The sequence below is a fragment of the Micromonospora sp. MGP-C2 genome, from assembly GCF_057766525.1.
On record NZ_JBYMEN010000002.1, the window covers coordinates 5,985,919 to 6,003,165 of the forward strand.

Annotated in this window: 13 protein-coding genes and 1 pseudogene; 8 read left to right on the forward strand and 6 right to left on the reverse strand. The window is 71.4% G+C overall.

Annotation, left to right across the window (positions count from 1 at the left end):
* Positions 1-26: 26 nt before the first annotated feature.
* The 4 genes and pseudogenes from AC3CF1_RS27585 to AC3CF1_RS27600 form a co-directional block, all read right to left on the reverse strand.
* A pseudogene (locus AC3CF1_RS27585) lies at positions 27-2,502 on the reverse strand (AAA family ATPase).
* Positions 2,502-3,650 carry an exonuclease SbcCD subunit D gene (locus AC3CF1_RS27590; RefSeq protein ID WP_099851514.1) on the reverse strand — a complete coding sequence of 383 codons (1,149 nt, stop codon included), beginning with the start codon at positions 3,648-3,650 and terminating at the stop codon, positions 2,502-2,504. The pseudogene AC3CF1_RS27585 and the gene AC3CF1_RS27590 overlap by 1 nt, the downstream one beginning before the upstream one ends.
* 19 nt (positions 3,651-3,669) lie before the next feature.
* On the reverse strand, positions 3,670-5,421 hold the full coding sequence (locus tag AC3CF1_RS27595; RefSeq protein ID WP_328532663.1) for an ATP-binding protein: 1,752 nt from the start codon (positions 5,419-5,421) through the stop codon (positions 3,670-3,672).
* A 148-nt stretch (positions 5,422-5,569) separates the two neighbouring features.
* Positions 5,570-6,316 carry a pyrimidine reductase family protein gene (locus AC3CF1_RS27600; protein ID WP_354980223.1) on the reverse strand — a complete coding sequence of 249 codons (747 nt, stop codon included), beginning with the start codon at positions 6,314-6,316 and terminating at the stop codon, positions 5,570-5,572.
* Positions 6,317-6,466: 150 nt separating this feature from the next.
* Here AC3CF1_RS27600 and AC3CF1_RS27605 point away from each other — a divergent pair, with 150 nt between their 5' ends.
* The 6 genes from AC3CF1_RS27605 (at position 6,467) to AC3CF1_RS27630 (ending at position 13,027) form a co-directional block, all read left to right on the forward strand.
* Entirely contained in the window at positions 6,467-7,030 is a 564-nt protein-coding gene (locus AC3CF1_RS27605) for a plasmid pRiA4b ORF-3 family protein (RefSeq protein WP_088946868.1), read from the forward strand.
* 226 nt (positions 7,031-7,256) lie between these two features.
* Positions 7,257-8,546: an ABC transporter substrate-binding protein gene (locus AC3CF1_RS27610; protein ID WP_354980224.1), complete on the forward strand. Its 1,290-nt coding sequence runs from the start codon at positions 7,257-7,259 to the stop codon at positions 8,544-8,546.
* Positions 8,547-8,655: 109 nt separating this feature from the next.
* Positions 8,656-9,627, forward strand: coding sequence for a carbohydrate ABC transporter permease (locus AC3CF1_RS27615; protein WP_088946870.1), 972 nt, complete (start codon positions 8,656-8,658; stop codon positions 9,625-9,627).
* A gap of 10 nt (positions 9,628-9,637) precedes the next feature.
* A complete protein-coding gene (locus AC3CF1_RS27620; RefSeq protein ID WP_088946871.1) occupies positions 9,638-10,480 on the forward strand; it encodes a carbohydrate ABC transporter permease in 843 nt (280 codons plus the stop codon).
* A complete protein-coding gene (locus AC3CF1_RS27625) occupies positions 10,477-11,898 on the forward strand; it encodes a GH1 family beta-glucosidase (RefSeq protein ID WP_141908396.1) in 1,422 nt (473 codons plus the stop codon). The genes AC3CF1_RS27620 and AC3CF1_RS27625 overlap by 4 nt, the downstream gene beginning before the upstream one ends.
* An 82-nt stretch (positions 11,899-11,980) precedes the next feature.
* Entirely contained in the window at positions 11,981-13,027 is a 1,047-nt protein-coding gene (locus AC3CF1_RS27630; protein WP_328365690.1) for a LacI family DNA-binding transcriptional regulator, read from the forward strand.
* Positions 13,028-13,056: 29 nt separating this feature from the next.
* Here the strand turns inward: AC3CF1_RS27630 and AC3CF1_RS27635 are convergent, their stop codons facing one another.
* Both AC3CF1_RS27635 and AC3CF1_RS27640 read right to left on the reverse strand, forming a co-directional pair.
* On the reverse strand, positions 13,057-14,268 hold the full coding sequence (locus AC3CF1_RS27635; protein WP_355160668.1) for an acyl-CoA dehydrogenase family protein: 1,212 nt from the start codon (positions 14,266-14,268) through the stop codon (positions 13,057-13,059).
* Positions 14,268-15,347 (reverse strand): phosphotransferase family protein, encoded by a 1,080-nt coding sequence (locus AC3CF1_RS27640; protein WP_488451583.1) that lies wholly within the window; start codon positions 15,345-15,347, stop codon positions 14,268-14,270. Before AC3CF1_RS27640 ends, AC3CF1_RS27635 begins: the two co-directional genes overlap by 1 nt.
* A 149-nt stretch (positions 15,348-15,496) precedes the next feature.
* Between AC3CF1_RS27640 and AC3CF1_RS27645 the strand changes: the two genes are divergently transcribed.
* Together AC3CF1_RS27645 and AC3CF1_RS27650 are read left to right on the forward strand one after the other, a co-directional pair.
* Positions 15,497-16,198, forward strand: coding sequence for an ACT domain-containing protein (locus AC3CF1_RS27645; RefSeq protein WP_488451584.1), 702 nt, complete (start codon positions 15,497-15,499; stop codon positions 16,196-16,198).
* Between the two features lie 61 nt (positions 16,199-16,259).
* The gene (locus AC3CF1_RS27650; protein ID WP_488451585.1) at positions 16,260-17,219 is read left to right on the forward strand and encodes a hypothetical protein; all 960 of its coding nucleotides are present in this window, start codon (positions 16,260-16,262) and stop codon (positions 17,217-17,219) included.
* The last annotated feature ends 28 nt before the right edge of the window (positions 17,220-17,247 follow it).

Below are 17,247 nucleotides of genomic sequence, written 5' to 3' on the forward strand. Positions count from 1 at the left end.
GCTCCGCTGCGCTGCACTCCTCGCGCTCACCGGCCCGTCCGCTCTATGCGCGCCGAACGCGCGTCCTTGCGCACCTCGAACCGGACCGGGATCCGCTCGGCCAGCGCCGGCACGTGGGTGACCACGCCTACCATCCGGTCACCCCGGGCGGCCAGGTTTTCCAGGGTGGCGGCCACCGTGTCCAGGGTGGCCGCGTCGAGCGTGCCGAAGCCCTCGTCCAGGACGATCGACTCCAGGCTGGCCGCCGTGGTCGACATCCCGGCAAGCTGCTCGGAGAGCGCCAGGGCCAGCGCCAACGACGCCTGGAACGTCTCACCCCCGGAGAGGGTGCGAACGCCCCGGCGCAGCCCCGCGTCGTGGTGGTCGACCACCACGAACTCGCCCTTGTCGTGCACCAGCTCGTACTGGCCGGAGGACAGCTCCCGCAGGATCCCCGACGCGCCGTCGACCAGCAAGTCCAACGCCTCCGCTAGCAACCACCGCTCGAAGTTGTTGGCCCGCAGGTGCCCGGCGAGCGCCCGCGCCACCTGCGCCTCCCGCTCGTGCCCGGCACGCTGCTCGCGCAGCGTCCCGGCCTGCTCCCGGCGCTCCCGCAGCCGGCGGAGGTCGGCGTCGGCCCGCTCCACAGCGACGGTCGCGGCGTGCACCGGGTCGTCGCCGACCGGCACGTCGGCGTCGGCGAAGATGCCGGCGATGCGCCGCCGCACCGCGTCAGCCACCGACTCGGCCTCGGCGACGGCGACCGCCCGGCTCGCCCGGTCTTCGCGGCGGCGGTCGGCCTCGGTCGTCGCCCAACCGGTCAACGCGGCCCACGCGGCGGCAACGTCGTCCCGATCGGTCGCCGGCGGGCCGAACCGCGCCAACCCGTCGCGGGACGTGTCGAAGGCCCGCCAGGCCGCCCGCAGCCGCTCCTCGGCGGCATCCACCCCGGCCCGGGCCTGACGTGCGGCCTCGCGGCCCGCCCGGACCGCTGTCGCCGCCTCCTCCAGGGCGCGCCGCAACCGGGCGTGCTCGGCCAACTCCCGGCGCAACACGGCCGGCTCCGCGGCCCCGGTGAGCTGCCCGTCCAGTTCGGCCAGCCGGGAGTCCACCTGCTCCTGCCGGGCCCGCGCCTGCACAAGCAGGCGCTCCAGGTCACGCGCCGCCTCGTCCCGCTGCCGCACCGCGGTCTGCGCGGCCTTGGTCGCGGCCCGCGCCGCCTTGCCCGCCGCCGTCGCGGCCGCCACCGCCGAATCGGCCGGCACCGCCGGCACCCGCGCCACTGGCTGCTCGCAGACCGGGCAGGGCGCGCCGGCATGCAGGTGCACCCGCAGACTGACCGCCAGGTCGGTGGCCTTCGCCTCCTCGTGCGCCCGGAAGGCCGCCTCCAGGTCGACCTCGGCCTGCTCGGCCGCCGCGCGGGCCACCGCCAGCGCGGCCACCGCCGTGGCATGCTCGTCGCTCGCCGCGCGCACCGCCGCCCGGACCGTGTCGGCCTCAGCGGACAGCCGGTCCCGATCGTCGTACGCCCGCAGCAGCAGCCGGGCCGCGCTCTCGTCGCCAGCGCCGGCCAGCTCCCCGCGCAGCTTCTCCTCGCGCTCCTCGGCCAACGACACGCCCGTCGCCGCGGCCTCGGCGTCGGCCCGCGCCGCAGTGACCGCGCGTGCCACCTCGGCCACCCCGCGCGGCGCGCGGATCCCGGTCAGCACGGACAACTCGTCGTCGAGAGCGGTCAGCGCCGCCGCCGCCTCGCGCGCGGTGGTCCGGGCCGCCGCCAGCTCCGGCACCGCGGCCGTCACCGCCGCCGCCAGCTCGGCCATCCGCTCGACCCGGGCCTCGGCCTCAGCCAACGCCTCGTCGTCCACGCCGGTGAGCCCGGCGAGCACCTGGTCGACCGCGTCGAGTCGGGCGTCCGCCTGCGCGGCACGCGCCGTCGCCTTCTTCTGCACGTCCTCGTAGACGCCGAGGCCCAGCAGGTTGACCAGGATCTGCTGCCGCGTCGCCGGCTTGGCATGCAGGAAATCGGCGAACTGCCCCTGCGGCAGCACCACACAGCTGGTGAACTGCTCGTACGGCAGCCCCACCGCCTCCAGCACCGCCTGCTCCATCTCGGCAGGGGTGCCGGCCACCACCTCACCGAGGTCGTCCGGGCTCAACCCGGTGTCCAGCTTGGTCACGTCGAAGCCGGCCGGCATCAGCTGCAACCCGGCGTTCGCGGTCTTCACGTTGCCCCGGCCGTCCCGCCGGACCACCCGGGTCGCCACGTAGCGGGCCCCGCCGGACTCGAAGACCAGCCGCACCCGGGCCTCGGTCGCCGACGGCGCTAGCGCGTTCGCCAGCCCCCGGGCGCCGACCCCAGCGGGGGACCATGCCGTAGAGCGCGAAGCAGATGGCGTCCAGCACTGTGGACTTGCCCGAACCGGTCGGGCCGATCAGGGCGAAGAAGTCGGCGTCGGTGAAGTCGACTGTGGTGTCGTCCCGGAAGACCGTGAACCCGGCCATGTCCAAGCGCATCGGACGCATCAGTGCTCGACCTCCTCGAAGAGCTCGTCGAAGAGTTCCTGCACGCCCTCGTCGGCGTGGCCCCGGCTGTCCAGGTAGTCGGCGAACAACTCCCGCGGCGAACGCCCCGAGCGCTGCGCGATGCGGGCACCGCTGCCCGGCGCGGCCAGCAGCTCCGGGTCGATGCGGATCTCCAGCGCCCGGGGGAGCAGCTCCTGCACCTCCTCGCGCAGGCCAGCGCGGGGTTGCTCCCGCACGTACACCCGCAGCCAGGCGTCCGGTGCCTCGATCTCGGCGAGCTGGGCCAGGGTGCCCCGGACCGTCCGCAGCGCGCTCGCCGCCGTCACCGGCACCTCCCGCACCCGTGCGGCGGTGCTGGCCGTCACCTCGACAATCGTCACGGAGGGGACGTTCTCCTGCTCACCGAAGTCGACGGCGAGCGGGCTGCCGCTGTAGCGCACCGGGCAGGGGCCGATGACCCGCTGCGCCCGGTGCAGGTGGCCCAGCGCCACGTAGTGCGCGGTGGCCGGGAAGACGGTGGCCGGGACGGCGTAGCCCAGCACCGTGTGCGCGTCGCGTTCGCCGCCGCCGGTGGTCGCGCCGGTCACCGTCACGTGCGCGGTGACCAGGTGCACCCGGTCCGGTTCGGTGAACCCCTCGGTCAGACGCCCGAGCACCCGGCCCAGGTGGTCGGCGTACGTCTGGTTGGTCTCCGCCGCGGTCAGCTCGTACATCTCCAGCGCGCGCACCGCGTACCGCTGGGACAGGAACGGCAGCGCGGCCAGCTGCCACCGCTCGCCGCCGGCGGTGGTGCCGTCGATGACGTGCTCGTCCGGATTTTCCCGCACTCCGCCGCGCAGCGTGATGCCGGCGGCATCGGCCCACGGCCGCAGGGCGTCCAGCGCCGGGCCGTTGTCGTGGTTGCCGCCGATCGCCACCACGTCCGCGCCGGTGCGGCGCAGCGCGGTCAGCGCCCGGGTGACCAGACGGGTCGCCTCCGAGGTGGGCGCGGCGGTGTCGTAGAGGTCACCGGCGACGATCACCAGATCCGGCTGCTCGGCACGGGCGATGTCGATCACCCCGGCCAGGACGGCCTTGTGTTCCTCGGCCCGGGACTGCCCCTTGAGCACCTTTCCCACGTGCCAGTCGGAGGTGTGCAGGATCTTCATTGCTGTGGCTGGCCCCTGCCTAGAACGGGATGTCGTCGTCGGTGCCGCCGCCGGAGCCCACCACGGCGAACGGGTCGGCGGACTGGGTGATCGAGCGCAGCGTCTCCGATGGTGCCCGGCCCGCCTCGGAGACCCGGGTGGCCCAGGCCGGGAAGGGGAACTCCAGACAGAGCGGCACCGGGATGTCCGGCTGGTTGACGAACATGGTGCCCGGCTTGGCCAGCAGCGCCCGCTGGCGCTGTGCGGGCGGGAGGAAGCCGTATTCCGGGCGGGACGCCTCGGCCGGGTCGAGCCGGCCGACCACCCGGATCGCCGAGTTGGTGACGATGCGCCGCTCCACCTCGCTCGCCGTCTGCTGCGCGCCGATCAGGATCACCCCGAGCGAGCGGCCCCGCTCGGCGATGTCGAGCAGCACCTCCTTGATCGGCGAGGAGCCCTCCCGGGGGGCGTACTTGTTGAGCTCGTCGAGCACGACGAAGAGCAACGGCTTGGCGGTGCCGGACTTCTCCTTGCGCTCGAACTCGCTCTTCAGCGTCACACCCACCACGAACCGCTGGGCGCGGTCCGGAAGGTTGTGCAGGTCGACGACGGTGACCTGCGCGGACTCGCTGGTGTTGATCGAGTGCGGGCGACGGGTGGCGAGGTCGCCGCGGATCAGCCGGGCCAGGTCCTTCTTGCTGCCGATCAACCGCCGGGCGAACGCGTTGACGGTGCCCAGACCGACCGCGCTGCCCGCCCAGTCAGAGCGGGTCTCGTCGTCGTTGAGCTGGTCGACGATGTGGTCGACCAGGTCGCCGTAGGAGCCGAGCCGGACCCCGTCGATGCTCACCCCGCCGTCGGCCGGCTGGGCGTAGCGGGCCAGGTGCGCGGTCACCGAGTGGACCACCATCGTGTACTGCTGGCGCTCGTCGTCGGCGTCGGCGAAGACGTACGGCAGGAGACGGTCGGCGCAGAACTCGTCCAGCGTCCAGTAGAACGAGTCCACCCCGGTGAGCCGGCTGCTCACATCCGGCGTGCCGGCCGCGTCACCGACCCGGGGCGGGGCGTAGACCCGCACGTCGGGGAAGGCGCCGGCACTCAGCCCGAGCTTCGCGTACGCCGCGCGGGTGGGATCGTCGAGGCGGGTGTTGGGGTGGTCCAGGAAGAGCAGGTCCTCACCCTTGACGTTGAAGATCAGCGCCTTGGCGTTGACCGCGTCGCCGCCCAGCACCCCGGAGCGGAAGACCGAGTAGAGCAGGAAGGTCGCGAAGCTGGTCTTGGTGGCCACCCCGGAGATGCCGGAGATCGAGACGTGCGCGCCCCGGCTGCCGTCGAGGAAGTCGGCGTTGAGATAGACCGGGACGCCGTCCCGACCCATCCCCATCGGGATGCGCCGCTCCATCCGGTCGAAGTGCAGCGCGCGCGCCCGGGCGTCGCCCTCGGCCCGGTGCACCACCGCGCCGGGGGTCGGCGGCACGTACAGCTCCGGATCGACCCGGGTGGTGGTGACCTCGGCGGCCTCCTGCACCTGCGCGGGCAGCGTGCCGTCGGCGATGGCGAACACGTCGGACTCGAACTGGGCGCCCTCGTGTCGAGCGCGGACCTGGGTGACCACGCCGGCGATCGTCACCGGCTCCCGGTCCGGCAGCTCCCGTCGGGTGACCACGACGTCGTCGAGCTGGAGATAGCTGCCGGGTGCCACGGCCGTCCAGAACTGCAACGGGGTGGCGTCGGCGGTGCCCAGCACCCGCCCGACCACCTCGCCCGGGCTGTCGAGCTCGGCGTCGGTCATCGGGCGACTCGGGTCGGTCGGGCAGCACGGTCGGGAACCATGAGGTGCATCCTGCCCGAGGAGTACGACAGGTCGCCACGCGACGCGGCGGACGACACCATGCGCCGTCACACCCGCGACGGTGGGTGTGTGGCCGGACGACGGCCCGTTACGGGCGGGCGTGGCGGAGCATGAGGACGCCGTCCTCGGCGGCCAGCACGTGCCGCAGTGGCAGGTGGCGCGGCGGCGCGGCGTCGCCTGCGCTGATCCGGCCCGGTCCGGGGCCCGCGAGAAGCGGCGCGACGGTGAGGCACAGCTCGTCCACCAGGTCGGCGGCGGTGAGCGCGCCGAGCAGGTGCGGGCCGCCCTCGCAGAGCAGTTGGGTCAGCCCGCGTCGGTGCAGTTCGGTGAGGCCGGCGGCCAGGTCGACCCGCCCGGTGCCGCAGCGCAGCAGGTCGGCGACGTCCGTCAGCCCGGGCGGTGGGTCGGCGTCGGCGTGGGTGAGCACGATCGGACGGGTGGGCGCGTCGGCGAAGGCGGCCTGCGCCGGATCGAGGTCGAGCGAACCGGAGACGACCACAAGCGTCGGATACTCGGTCAGCCCGTGCTCGCGTCGCCAGGCGCGGCGCCGCTCGTCGAGGCGGACCGCCCGGTATCCCTCGTGGCGCAGCGTGCCGGCGGCCACCACCAGCGCGTCGCAGACCATCCGCAGCACGCCGAACACCCGCTTGTCCGGCTGGCCGGAGAGCCCTGCGGAATAGCCGTCCAGGGTGACCGCGCCGTCCAGGCTGGCGACGAAGTTGACCCGCAGTCGGGGCTCGTCGGCGCGGCCGTAGAGGGCGGTCAGCGCGCCGTCGTCGAGTGGCTGCGTGGAGGGCTCGGGCCAGAGCCGTCGGATCGGAATTCCGACGCTCATTCGCCGGCCGGACCAGTGACGGGAGGGGTCGGTTCGGCGGTACGGTGCTGGCAGTCGCACCAGTTCCGGCCCGGGCAGTCGTCGTGTCGCCGGGCCCGGCACGCTCGGCAGATCATGCTCGCAGCCTAAGCCGCGGGAGGACAGGACAGCATGCCCCGTCAGATCTTCCAGCTGAAGATGTCCCTCGCCGGCGTCCGCCCGCCGGTGTGGCGCCGGGTGCTCGTGCCGGCCGGCTACACGCTGGACCGGCTGCACCGGGTGGTCCAGCACGCGATGGGTTGGCGCGACTGCCACCTGCACTCGTTCGAGATCGACGCCGTGCAGTACGGCGATCCCGACCCGGACGGGGAGTTGGCGCTGCACGACGAGCTGGACGTGCGGCTGGACGCGGTGCTCGGCAAGGGCAGCCGGTTCTCCTACACGTACGACTTCGGTGACTGGTGGGAGCACGACCTGGTCGTGGAGGACGCGCTGACCGCCGACCCCGACGAGCGGTACCCGGTCTGCCTGGACGGTGAGCGGGCCTGCCCACCGGAGGGCGTCGGCGGGCCGCTGGGCTACGGGGCGCTCCTGGTCGCGTTGGCCGACGAGGACGATCCGGTCGGGCCGGTCGATCCACGGCACGCGACGTTGCGCGACTGGGCGGGCTCCACCTTCGACCCGTCCCGCTTCGACCCGGACCAGACCACCACCCTGCTCCGCCGCTTCTGCTGAAGCTCCGCCGGTCCGAGGCGGAGTTTGCGAGGCGGAGTTGCCAGGTGAGCTGAGCGGTAACGATCTGGGAACGCTCCCATCGCCCTATTGACACTCCCGTTACCTGTCGGCAATCTCATGGGAGCGCTCCCGAGGGTGGCATGGGTCACTGACGCATCCCCGGCCAGGCGTGATGAGCACCCCACCACACACATCCAGCCTCACCACCGGAAAGAGGGGTCAGCGAATGAGTGTCACCACGCGGCGTACCCGCCTGGCGGCCGCTGCCCTGGCCGCGATCACCGCTATCGGCGGTCTCGCAGCCTGCGGCAACGACGACGACAAGCCGGCGGCCGGCGAGAAGCCAGCCAAGCTGGTCGTCGACACCTTCGGCGAGATGGGCTACGACGAGCTCGTCAAGCAGTACGAGAAGGACACCGGCATCAAGGTCGAGCTGCGCAAGACCGCGCAGCTCGCCGAGTACCGGCCGAAGCTGGTCCGCTACCTGGCCACCGGCAAGGGCGCGGCGGACGTCACCGCCCTGGAGGAGGGCATCCTCAACGAGTTCAAGCCCAACGCGCGCAACTGGTCCGACCTCGCGCCGCTGGTCTCGGACCACTCCAAGGACTACCTGCCCTGGAAGTGGGAGCTGGGCAAGGCGCAGGACGGTCGGCTGATCGGCCTGCCGACCGACGTCGGCAGTCTCGCCGTCTGCTACCGCAAGGACCTGTTCCAGGCTGCCGGCCTGCCCACCGAGCGCGACCAGGTGTCGGCGCTCTGGTCGGACTGGAACGGCTTCCACGAGGCCGGCCTGAAGTACAAGCAGGGCAGCGGCGGCAAGGCGTTCATCGACTCGATCACCGCCGTCTCCAACGGCGTGATGTTCCAGGGCAACGGTGACCTCTTCTACGACAAGGAAGACAACATCATCGCGGACACCAGCCCCGCGGTGAAGAACGCCTGGGACACCGCCACCTCGATGGCGGACATCTCCGCCAAGGCGCAGACCTGGTCGCCGGAGTGGTCCGGTGGCTTCAAGCAGGGCACCTTCGCGGCCACCTTCTGCCCGTCCTGGATGCTCGGCATCGTCACGGAGAACTCCGGTCCGGCCAACAAGGGCAAGTGGGACGTGGCGTCCGTGCCGGGCGGCGGCGGTAACTGGGGCGGCTCGTGGCTCGCGGTTCCGGCGCAGAGCAAGTACCCGAAGGAGGCGGCGAAGCTCGCCGAGTACCTGACCAACGCGAAGAGCCAGGTGGAGGCCTTCAAGGCCAAGGGCCCGCTGCCCACCAACCTGGAGGCGCTGAAGAACGAGGCGTTCATCAGCTACACCAACGAGTACTTCAGCAACGCGCCGACCGGCAAGATCTTCGGGGAGAGCGTCGCCAAGATCCAGCCGACCTACCTGGGTCCGAAGCACCAGGCGATCAAGGAGAACGCGCTCGAGCCGGCCCTGCGGGCGTTCGAGAGCGGGCAGGCCGACAAGGCGAAGGCCTGGGAGCAGTTCACGAAGGACGCCAAGACTCAGGGTGCCTTCTGAGTGATTCCCTGCCGGTGGCGTTCGGGGCTTCCCGGACGCCACCGGCCGGTCCCCTCCGCGTAGCGCCCTGCGCGAGGGCCCCCGGGCCTCGCCGGAAAAGGAAATTCGCATGAGCCTGTCGGCCACGACGGCACCGCCGTCGCCAGCAGCACCGCCTTCTCCCGATCTCCCTTCCCGGCAGCGCCGTGGAAGGCTACTCAACCGCCTCGATGTCAAGTACTCGCCGTACCTCTACATCGCCCCGTTCTTCCTGATCTTCGGTGCGTTCGGGCTGTACCCGATGGTGCGTACCGCCTGGATGTCTCTGCACGACTGGGACATGATCGGCGATCACTCGTTCATCGGCTTCGACAACTACACCCGGCTGTTCTCCGACGAGTACTTCTGGAACGCGCTGGTCAACACGTTCGGCATCTTCGCCATGTCGACCATCCCGCAGCTGTTGCTCGCCCTCTTCCTGGCGAACCTGCTCAACCGGACCTTCCTGCGCGCCAAGACCTTCTTCCGGATGGCCATCTTCATGCCGAACGTGGTGTCGGTGGCCGCGGTCGCGATCGTCTTCGGGATGCTGTTCCAGCGAGAGTTCGGCCTGTTCAACTGGCTGCTCAGTTTCGTCGGTGTCGACCCGGTCGACTGGGACGGGCAGCGGTGGAGCTCGTGGTTCGCCATCTCATCGATGGTCAACTGGCGGTGGACCGGTTACAACACCCTGATCCTGCTCGCCGGCATGCAGGCGATCCCGAAGGACCTCTACGAGGCCGCGGAGATCGACGGCGCCGGACCGTGGCGGCAGTTCTGGCAGATCACCCTGCCCATGCTCAAGCCCACCTTCACCTTCGTGGTCATCCTGTCCACGATCGGCGGCATGCAGCTCTTCACCGAGCCGCTGCTCTTCGCCAACGGCAACATTCTCGGCGGCAGCCAGCGGGAGTTCCAGACGCTGGCCATGTACATGTACGAGATGGGCATCGCGAACCTGAACACCGCCGGCTACGGAGCCGCGGTCGCCTGGGCCATCTTCATGATCATCGTCGTGGTGTCGCTGGTCAACTTCCTACTCGTCCGCCGCTCGGCGAAGTGAGGAGAGATCGATGATCTCGGCTTCCCAGCGCCTGTGGCGCACCAGCCCGCTGACCTACGTGGCGCTCATCCTGGCGGCACTGCTGTCGATCTACCCGTTCTACTACATGCTGGTGATCGGCAGTCGCAGCCTGGACAACATCAACGACGTGCCGCCGCCGCTCACGCCGGGCGGGGCGTTCGGTGACAACTTCGGGCGAGTGCTCGACAACGACGCCGCCAACTTCCTCACCGGCATGATGAACTCGATCATCGTCTCCTCGGTGGTCACCCTGTCGGTGGTGCTCACCGGTTCGCTGGCCGGGTTCGCCTTCGCCAAGCTGAAGTTCCGGGGCAGCAACGCTCTCCTGCTGGCGATCATCGTCACCATGATGATCCCGACCCAGATGGGCCTCATCCCGCTCTGGTCCATGATGCAGGACCTGGGGTGGTACGACACCCTCTACGCGGTCACCGTGCCGTTCCTGGTCAGCGCCTTCGGCGTGTTCATGATGCGGCAGTACGCCAGCCAGGCCATCTCCGACGAGCTGATCGAGGCCGGCCGCGTCGACGGGGCGAGCACGTTCCGGATCTACTGGAGCATCGTGCTGCCCGCGCTACGTCCCGCCGCCGGCGTGCTCGGTCTGCTGACCTTCATGGAGACCTGGAACTCGTTCATCTGGCCGTACGCAATCCTCACCCCGGAGAACCCGACCCTCCAGGTCTCGCTCTCCTTCCTCTCGTACGCCTACTACACCGACTACTCGCAGGTGTTCGCCGCCACGGCGATCGGCACCATCCCCCTCGTGCTCGTCTTTCTCGTGTTCGGCCGCCAGATCATCGGCGGGATCATGGAAGGTGCCGTCAAGTCGTGAGCAACCCCGCCAGCCCACCCGCCGTCGACGTCCTCGACGAGCGCCCCGGGCTGACCTTTCCACCCGGATTCCTCTGGGGGGCCGCGACTGCGGCGTACCAGATCGAGGGGGCCGCGGCCGTGGACGGTCGCACCCCGTCGATCTGGGACACCTTCAGCCACACCGAGGGTCGGGTCGTCGCCGGGCACACCGGGGACGTCGCGTGCGACCACTACCACCGGCTCGGCGACGACGTCGCGCTGATGGCGGAGCTCGGCCTCAAGTCGTACCGTTTCTCGGTCTCCTGGCCCCGGGTGCAGCCCGGCGGAACGGGCGCGGCCAACCCGCAGGGCCTGGACTTCTACCGGCGGCTGGTCGACGAGCTGTTGGCCAACGGCATCGAGCCGTGGCTCACCCTGTACCACTGGGACCTGCCGCAGCCGCTGGAAGATGCCGGCGGCTGGCCGGCCCGGGACACCGCGGCCCGCTTCGCCGACTACACGACGCTGCTGGCCGACGCGCTCGGTGACCGGGTGCGTTACTGGACCACGCTGAACGAGCCGTGGTGCTCCGCGTTCCTCGGCTACGGCTCCGGTGTGCACGCCCCCGGCCGCACCAACGGGGCGGACGCGGTTCGCGCCGGGCACCACCTGATGCTCGGTCACGGCCTGTCCGTGCAGGCGTTGCGGGCTGCCCGGCCGACCGCCGAGGTGGGCGTGACCGTCAACCTCTATCCGGTCGACCCGGCCAGCGACACCCCTGCTGACTCCGACGCCGCCCGGCGGATCGACGGGCTGGCCAACCGGTTCTTCCTGGACCCGCTGCTGCGCGGGTCGTACCCGGAGGACCTCGTGGCCGACCTGCGCACGGTGACCGACTTCGGCCACGTGCGCGACGGCGACCTGGCGACCATCTCCACGCCGCTGGACCTCGTCGGGGTCAACTACTACAGCCGGCACGTGGTCGCCGCACCGACCGAGGGTGTCGCGACCGACAGTGCTCCCTCGTGCTGGCCGGGCAGCGAGGACGTACGGTTCGTCACCCGGGGCGTCCCGGTCACCGACATGGGCTGGGAGATCGACGCCCCGGGCCTGACCGAGACGCTGCGGCGGGTGCACGACTACACCGACCTGCCGCTCTACGTCACCGAGAACGGGTCCGCGTTCGTCGACTCGGTGGTCGACGGGCAGGTCGACGACGTCGACCGGCTGGCCTACTTCGACGCGCATCTGCGCGCCGCGCACGAGGCGATCAACGACGGAGTTCCCCTGCGGGGATACTTTGCCTGGTCGTTGATGGATAATTTCGAATGGGCCTGGGGTTACACCAAGCGGTTCGGCATGATCCACGTCGACTACGACAGCCAGGCCCGCACCCCCAAGTCCAGCGCCAAGTGGTACGCCTCGGTGATCCGGCGCAACGGTCTGGCCGCACAATAGGTTCGGGCCAGCCATCAGGACGGTCCTGGCGTCCACCTCCCGCAGGTGGCGCCGGGTCCGTCCGCCGTCGGAGGAGCAGACGATGACAACGCAGCGCACCCGGTCGCTCGGGCGCCCGACCCTCGACGCGGTCGCGGCGCGTGCCGGCGTCGGCCGGGGCACGGTCTCCCGCGTGGTCAACGGCTCGCCCCAGGTCAGCCCGGAGGCCCGGGCCGCGGTCCAACAGGCCATCGCCGAGCTGGGGTACGTGCCGAACCGGGCTGCCCGTGCGCTCGTCACCCAACGCACCGACTCCGTCGCCCTGGTGGTGTCCGAGTCCGGCGAGCGGGTCTTCACCGAGCCGTTCTTCGCCTCGATCGTGCGGGGCATCAGCTCCGCGCTGCTGGAGACGCCGATGCAGCTCTGGCTGGCCATGGCGCAGTCGCCGGTCGAGCGGGAGCGGGTCGAGCACCACCTGACCAACCAGCACGTCGACGGGGTGCTGCTGCTGTCGTTGCACGACTCCGACCCGCTGCCGACCCTGCTGGAGGAGCGCGGCCTGCCCGCCGTGCTCGGCGGTCGGCCCGCCCGGATGCTGCAACCCGGCGCCCAACCGGCCTGGTTCGTCGACGTGGACAACGTTGGCGGGGCGCGGCAGGCGGTGGAATACCTGACCGGGTTGGGGCGCCGACGCATCGGCACCATCGCCGGGCCACAGGACATGGGCGCCGGCCTGGCCCGCCTGGCCGGCTACACCGAGGCGGTCAAGGCCACCGGGGGCGGCGTCAACCCCGACCTGATCGCGTACGGCGACTTCAGCGAGGGCAGCGGCGCGGCCGCCATGCGCCGGCTACTGGACTCCTGCCCGGACCTGGACGCGGTCTTCGTGGCGTCCGACCTCATGGCGTTCGGCGCGCTGCGTACCCTGCGCGAGGCCGGCCGGCGCGTGCCCGAGGACGTCGCGGTGATCGGCTTCGACGACGCCACGATCGCCCAACAGGCGGAGCCGCCGCTGACCACCGTCTTCCAGCCGGTGGAGGAGATGGGTCGACAGATGGCCCGCCTGCTGGTCGCCCGCATCCGAGGCGACGACCTCCCGGCCCCGCACATCCTCCTGGACACCCAGCTGATCCACCGCGCCAGCGCCTGACCCCCACCTCGGGGGCGGCGCTGGGCGGGTTACGGGGCCCAGCGGCGGAGTTCCCGCTTGGCGAGGGAGTTGCGGTGCACCTCGTCGGGGCCGTCGGCCAGGCGCAGGGTGCGGGTCTGCGCCCACAGGGCGGCCAGTGGCGTGTCCTGGCTGACGCCGGCGCCGCCGTACCCCTGGATGGCCTTGTCGATCACCCACTCCGCCATCGCCGGGGTGCCGATCTTGATGGCCTGGATCTCGGTGTGCGCGCCCTTGTTGCCGACGGTGTCCATCAGCCAGGCCGTCTTGAGCACCAGCAACCGGGCCTGCTCGATGCGCACCCGTGACTCGGCGATCCACTCCCGGACCACGCCCTGCTCGGCCAGCGGTCGGCCGAACGCGACCCGCTCGAGCGCCCGCTTGCAGAGCAGTTCCAATGCCCGCTCAGCCATTCCGATCAATCGCATGCAGTGGTGGATCCGGCCGGGACCCAGCCGGGCCTGGGCGATGGCGAAGCCGGTGCCCTCGGCGCCGATCAGGTTCTCCGCGGGCACCCGGACATCGGTGAAGTCGATCTCGGCGTGCCCACCGTGGGAGCCGTCGGTGTAACCGAAGACGCTCATGCCCCGACGGACGTTCACCCCGGGGGTGTCCCGGGGGACCAGCACCATGCTCTGCTGGCGGTGCCGGTCGGCGTCCGGGTCGGTCTTGCCCATCACGATGAAGATCTCGCAGCGCGGGTCCATCGCGCCGGACGACCACCACTTGCGCCCGTTGATCACGTACTCGTCGCCGTCGCGGGTGATCCTGGTGGCGATGTTGGTGGCGTCGGAGGATGCCACGTCCGGCTCGGTCATGCAGAACGCGGAACGGATCTCGCCCTCCAGCAGCGGCATCAGCCAGCGCTTCTGCTGCGCTTCCGAGCCGAACTCGGCCAGCAGTTCCATGTTGCCGGTGTCCGGTGCCGCGCAGTTGACCGCCTCGGGCGCCAGGTGCGGGCTGCGCCCGGTCAACTCGGCCAGCGGCGCGTACTGGAGGTTGGTCAGGCCGGCGCCGTAGCGCGGGTCGGGGAGGAACAGGTTCCACAGGCCGCGTTTGCGGGCCTCCGCCTTCAACTCGGCCAACACCGGGGTACGCGACCACGGGTCACCGGTGGCGACCTGCTCGGCGTGCACGGCCTCGGCCGGGTAGACGTGCTCGGTCAGGAACCGGGTCAGCTCGCCGCGCAGTTCCTCGGTCCGGCTGTCGAATGAGAAGTCCATCACCGCTCCCTGGCGGCGGTCAGCCCGTGTGCGACCAGCGGTGCCACCATCTCGCCGATCCGGTCGAAGCCCTCGCCGAGCGTCTGCCCGAGCGTGTGGCGGTAGTGGATGCCCTCGCAGATGACCGCGAGCTTGAAACAGCCGAGTGCCACGTGCCAGTGCAGCGGCCCGACGTCCACGTCGCTGCGCCCCGCGTACCGGTCGATCAGCTCGGCGCCGGTGGGGAAGCCGGCGCGCGGCCCGAGCCCGTCGGCGACCGGGTTGCCGTCGGCCGTGTCGCTGCCGCCGAGCACGTCCCAGTACGTCAGGAGCAGCCCCAGGTCGGCGAGGGGGTCGCCGAGGGTGGCCATCTCCCAGTCGAGGACGGCGTGCACGGCCACCGGGTCGGCCGAGGCGAGAAGGTTGTCCAGTCGGTAGTCGCCGTGCACGATCCGGCCGGCGTTCGCGCCCTCCGGGGCGGTGGCCGCCAGCAGGTCACGCAGCTCGTCGATGCCGGGCAGATCACGGCTGCGTGAGCGGTCGAGTTGCCCGCCCCAGCGGCGGACCTGCCGGGCCAGGTAGCCCTCCGGGCGGCCGAAGTCGCTCAGCCCCACCGAGGACGGCTCGACGCTGTGCAGCGTGGCGAGAGTGTCCATCATCGCCATGGCGAGGGCGCGGCGTCGCTCGTCGCCCAGTGGGTCGGTCTGTGCGCGGGTGCGGAACACCTCACCGGGCATCCGCTCCATGAGGTAGAACGGCGCGCCGATCACCTCCGGGTCGGTGCAGAGCAGCAGCGCACCGGGCACCGGCACCTCGGTCGGCGCCAGCGCCGAGATGACCCGGAACTCCCGGGCCATGTCGTGCGCGGTCGCCAGCACGTGCCCCAGCGGCGGGCGGCGCAGCACGACCTCACGGTCACCGAGGCGCAGCAGGTAGGTGAGGTTGGACTTGCCGCCCGCGATCAGGTTGGCGCGCAGTGGCCCGACGGCCAACTCGGGTCGGTGCTGGGCCAGATAGTCGGCGAGTCGGTCCAGGGCGAGCCCGGTGGGGGAGCCTGGGACGGCCTCCGGCCGCAACGCATCGATGGCCGGATCACTCATCCGACTAGTTGATGGCAGCCGGTTCACGTTGTCAATATGAGATTTTCCGCTCGGGACATGCCTTTGCAACAGGGACGAAATGGTCAACGACCAGGCTGGGGCCAGCCTGCCGGTCGCACTCTGCCGGCCCGCCGAGCGGAAGGACAGACATGTTGCTGCGAGTTCGGGTCACCCTGCCGGACCGTCCAGGCACGCTCGGCCAGGTCGCCCGCACGCTGGGCGTCTCCGGCGCGGACATCGTCCAGGTGGTGGTCCTCGAACGCCTCGGCGGGCGCGCGGTGGACGACTTCACGGTGGTCTGGCCGGGCGCGGCGCGGGTGGAGCGGCTGCTGGCCGGTCTCGCGGCGATCCCCGGCGTGCGGGTGGACGGCGTGTGGCGGGCGATCGGCGCGCCCACCACCACCGGCCAGGACGCGGAGCTGCTGGCGCAGGTCGCGGCCAACCCGGCCGACGGGCTTGCCACCCTGGTCGACGCGGTTCCCGGGCTGCTGGCAGCCGACTGGGCCGTCGCCGCCGGGGTGCCGGTCGACTGGGCCTCGCGGACCGGGGGCGGCGGGGCGACAGTGGGGCACGCGAGCTGGCGTGCACCCGTACCCCTGCGGTTGCCGGAGGTGACCCCGCTGCGCGGCCGGTCGATGACCACGCCCGACGGCACGCACCACGCGGTCGCGCCGTTCGGACGGGCGGGCCTGGTGCTGGTGGTGGCCCGCGAGCACAGCGAGACCCTCTCCGCCGCCGCGTTCCACAGCACCGAGGTGGATCGTCTCACCCAGCTCGTCCGGGCCTGCGCGGTGATCCTCGGTGACCGGCTCGACCTGGTCGGCGCGCCCCCGGTGGTCGCCAGCCCCTGAGTCGCTACAGTCGGGAGACCGGTGGTCCGCGGGTCCGAAATCGTTGATCTAGTCTCGTCAAATGGACTCGTCTCCTGCGTCAGCGGGCAAGCGTCGTGCCGGCACCCAGATGGAACCCACCTACGCCGACTTCGGCACCGAGCCGCCGCGCCTCGGGAACGTCACCATCACCGGCGTCCACCGGTCCTCTGTTCCGGGCGATCACCTGGCCCTCCACTCCGGCGGCTCCGTCGAACTGGAGTTCGACGTGCCCGACCCGACCATCGTCCGCGAGGCGTGCGTCACCCTCGTGGCGCTCGCGTCGATGCTCTCCGGGGGGCCCGGACACGCCCCGCTCACCGTTCGCCTCAACGGCAGGTCGCTGGCCGACCGGCTGCGGATCCCGAATGGTGGTGGACTCCCGCAACGGCTGGTCTTCGCGGTCCCGGCCGAGGAACTGGTGGCCGGCCGGAACACGGTGCGGATCGAGAGCGGTAACGACGCCCGGAGCATGTTGTGGTTGTACCGGGTGACGGTCGACCCGATGAACGCCCACGATCAGGCGGGCCTGGCCCTGGTCCGACAGGCGGTCGCCGAGCCGGTGCTGCGGTACGCGAGTGACGTCGGCGAGGTCACCATCTTCGTCGACCGCGGCGAGCAGGCTGTCCTCGACCAGGTGGCGTGGGCGGATGCGTCCGGCGCCGAGTACGCGATGATGTTCGAGCAGCAGCAGGCCGCCTTCTACGGCTGGAGCCGACAGCCGGGTGAGCGGCCGCGGGAGTTCCGCGGCCGGCTGATCGAGCGCGGCTCGGTGGCCCGGAATGCTCAGCACTTCACCACCGAGGACGGCTGGGGCGGTGGGTGGCATCGCTCCGGTGACCTGCGGGTCGCGGTGGGTGTGCCCGGCCACCCGGTCACCAGGCTGAACTGGCGCGACCTCCGGGGCAACAACGGCACAGTCGCCTTCGGCGACGGCGGCTTCCTGGGGATCTACCAGCGGGTCGGCGAGGGCCCCATCGGTTACCGCGGCCGCCCGGCATAGGGCGATCCGGTCCGCCGCACGGTCTGGC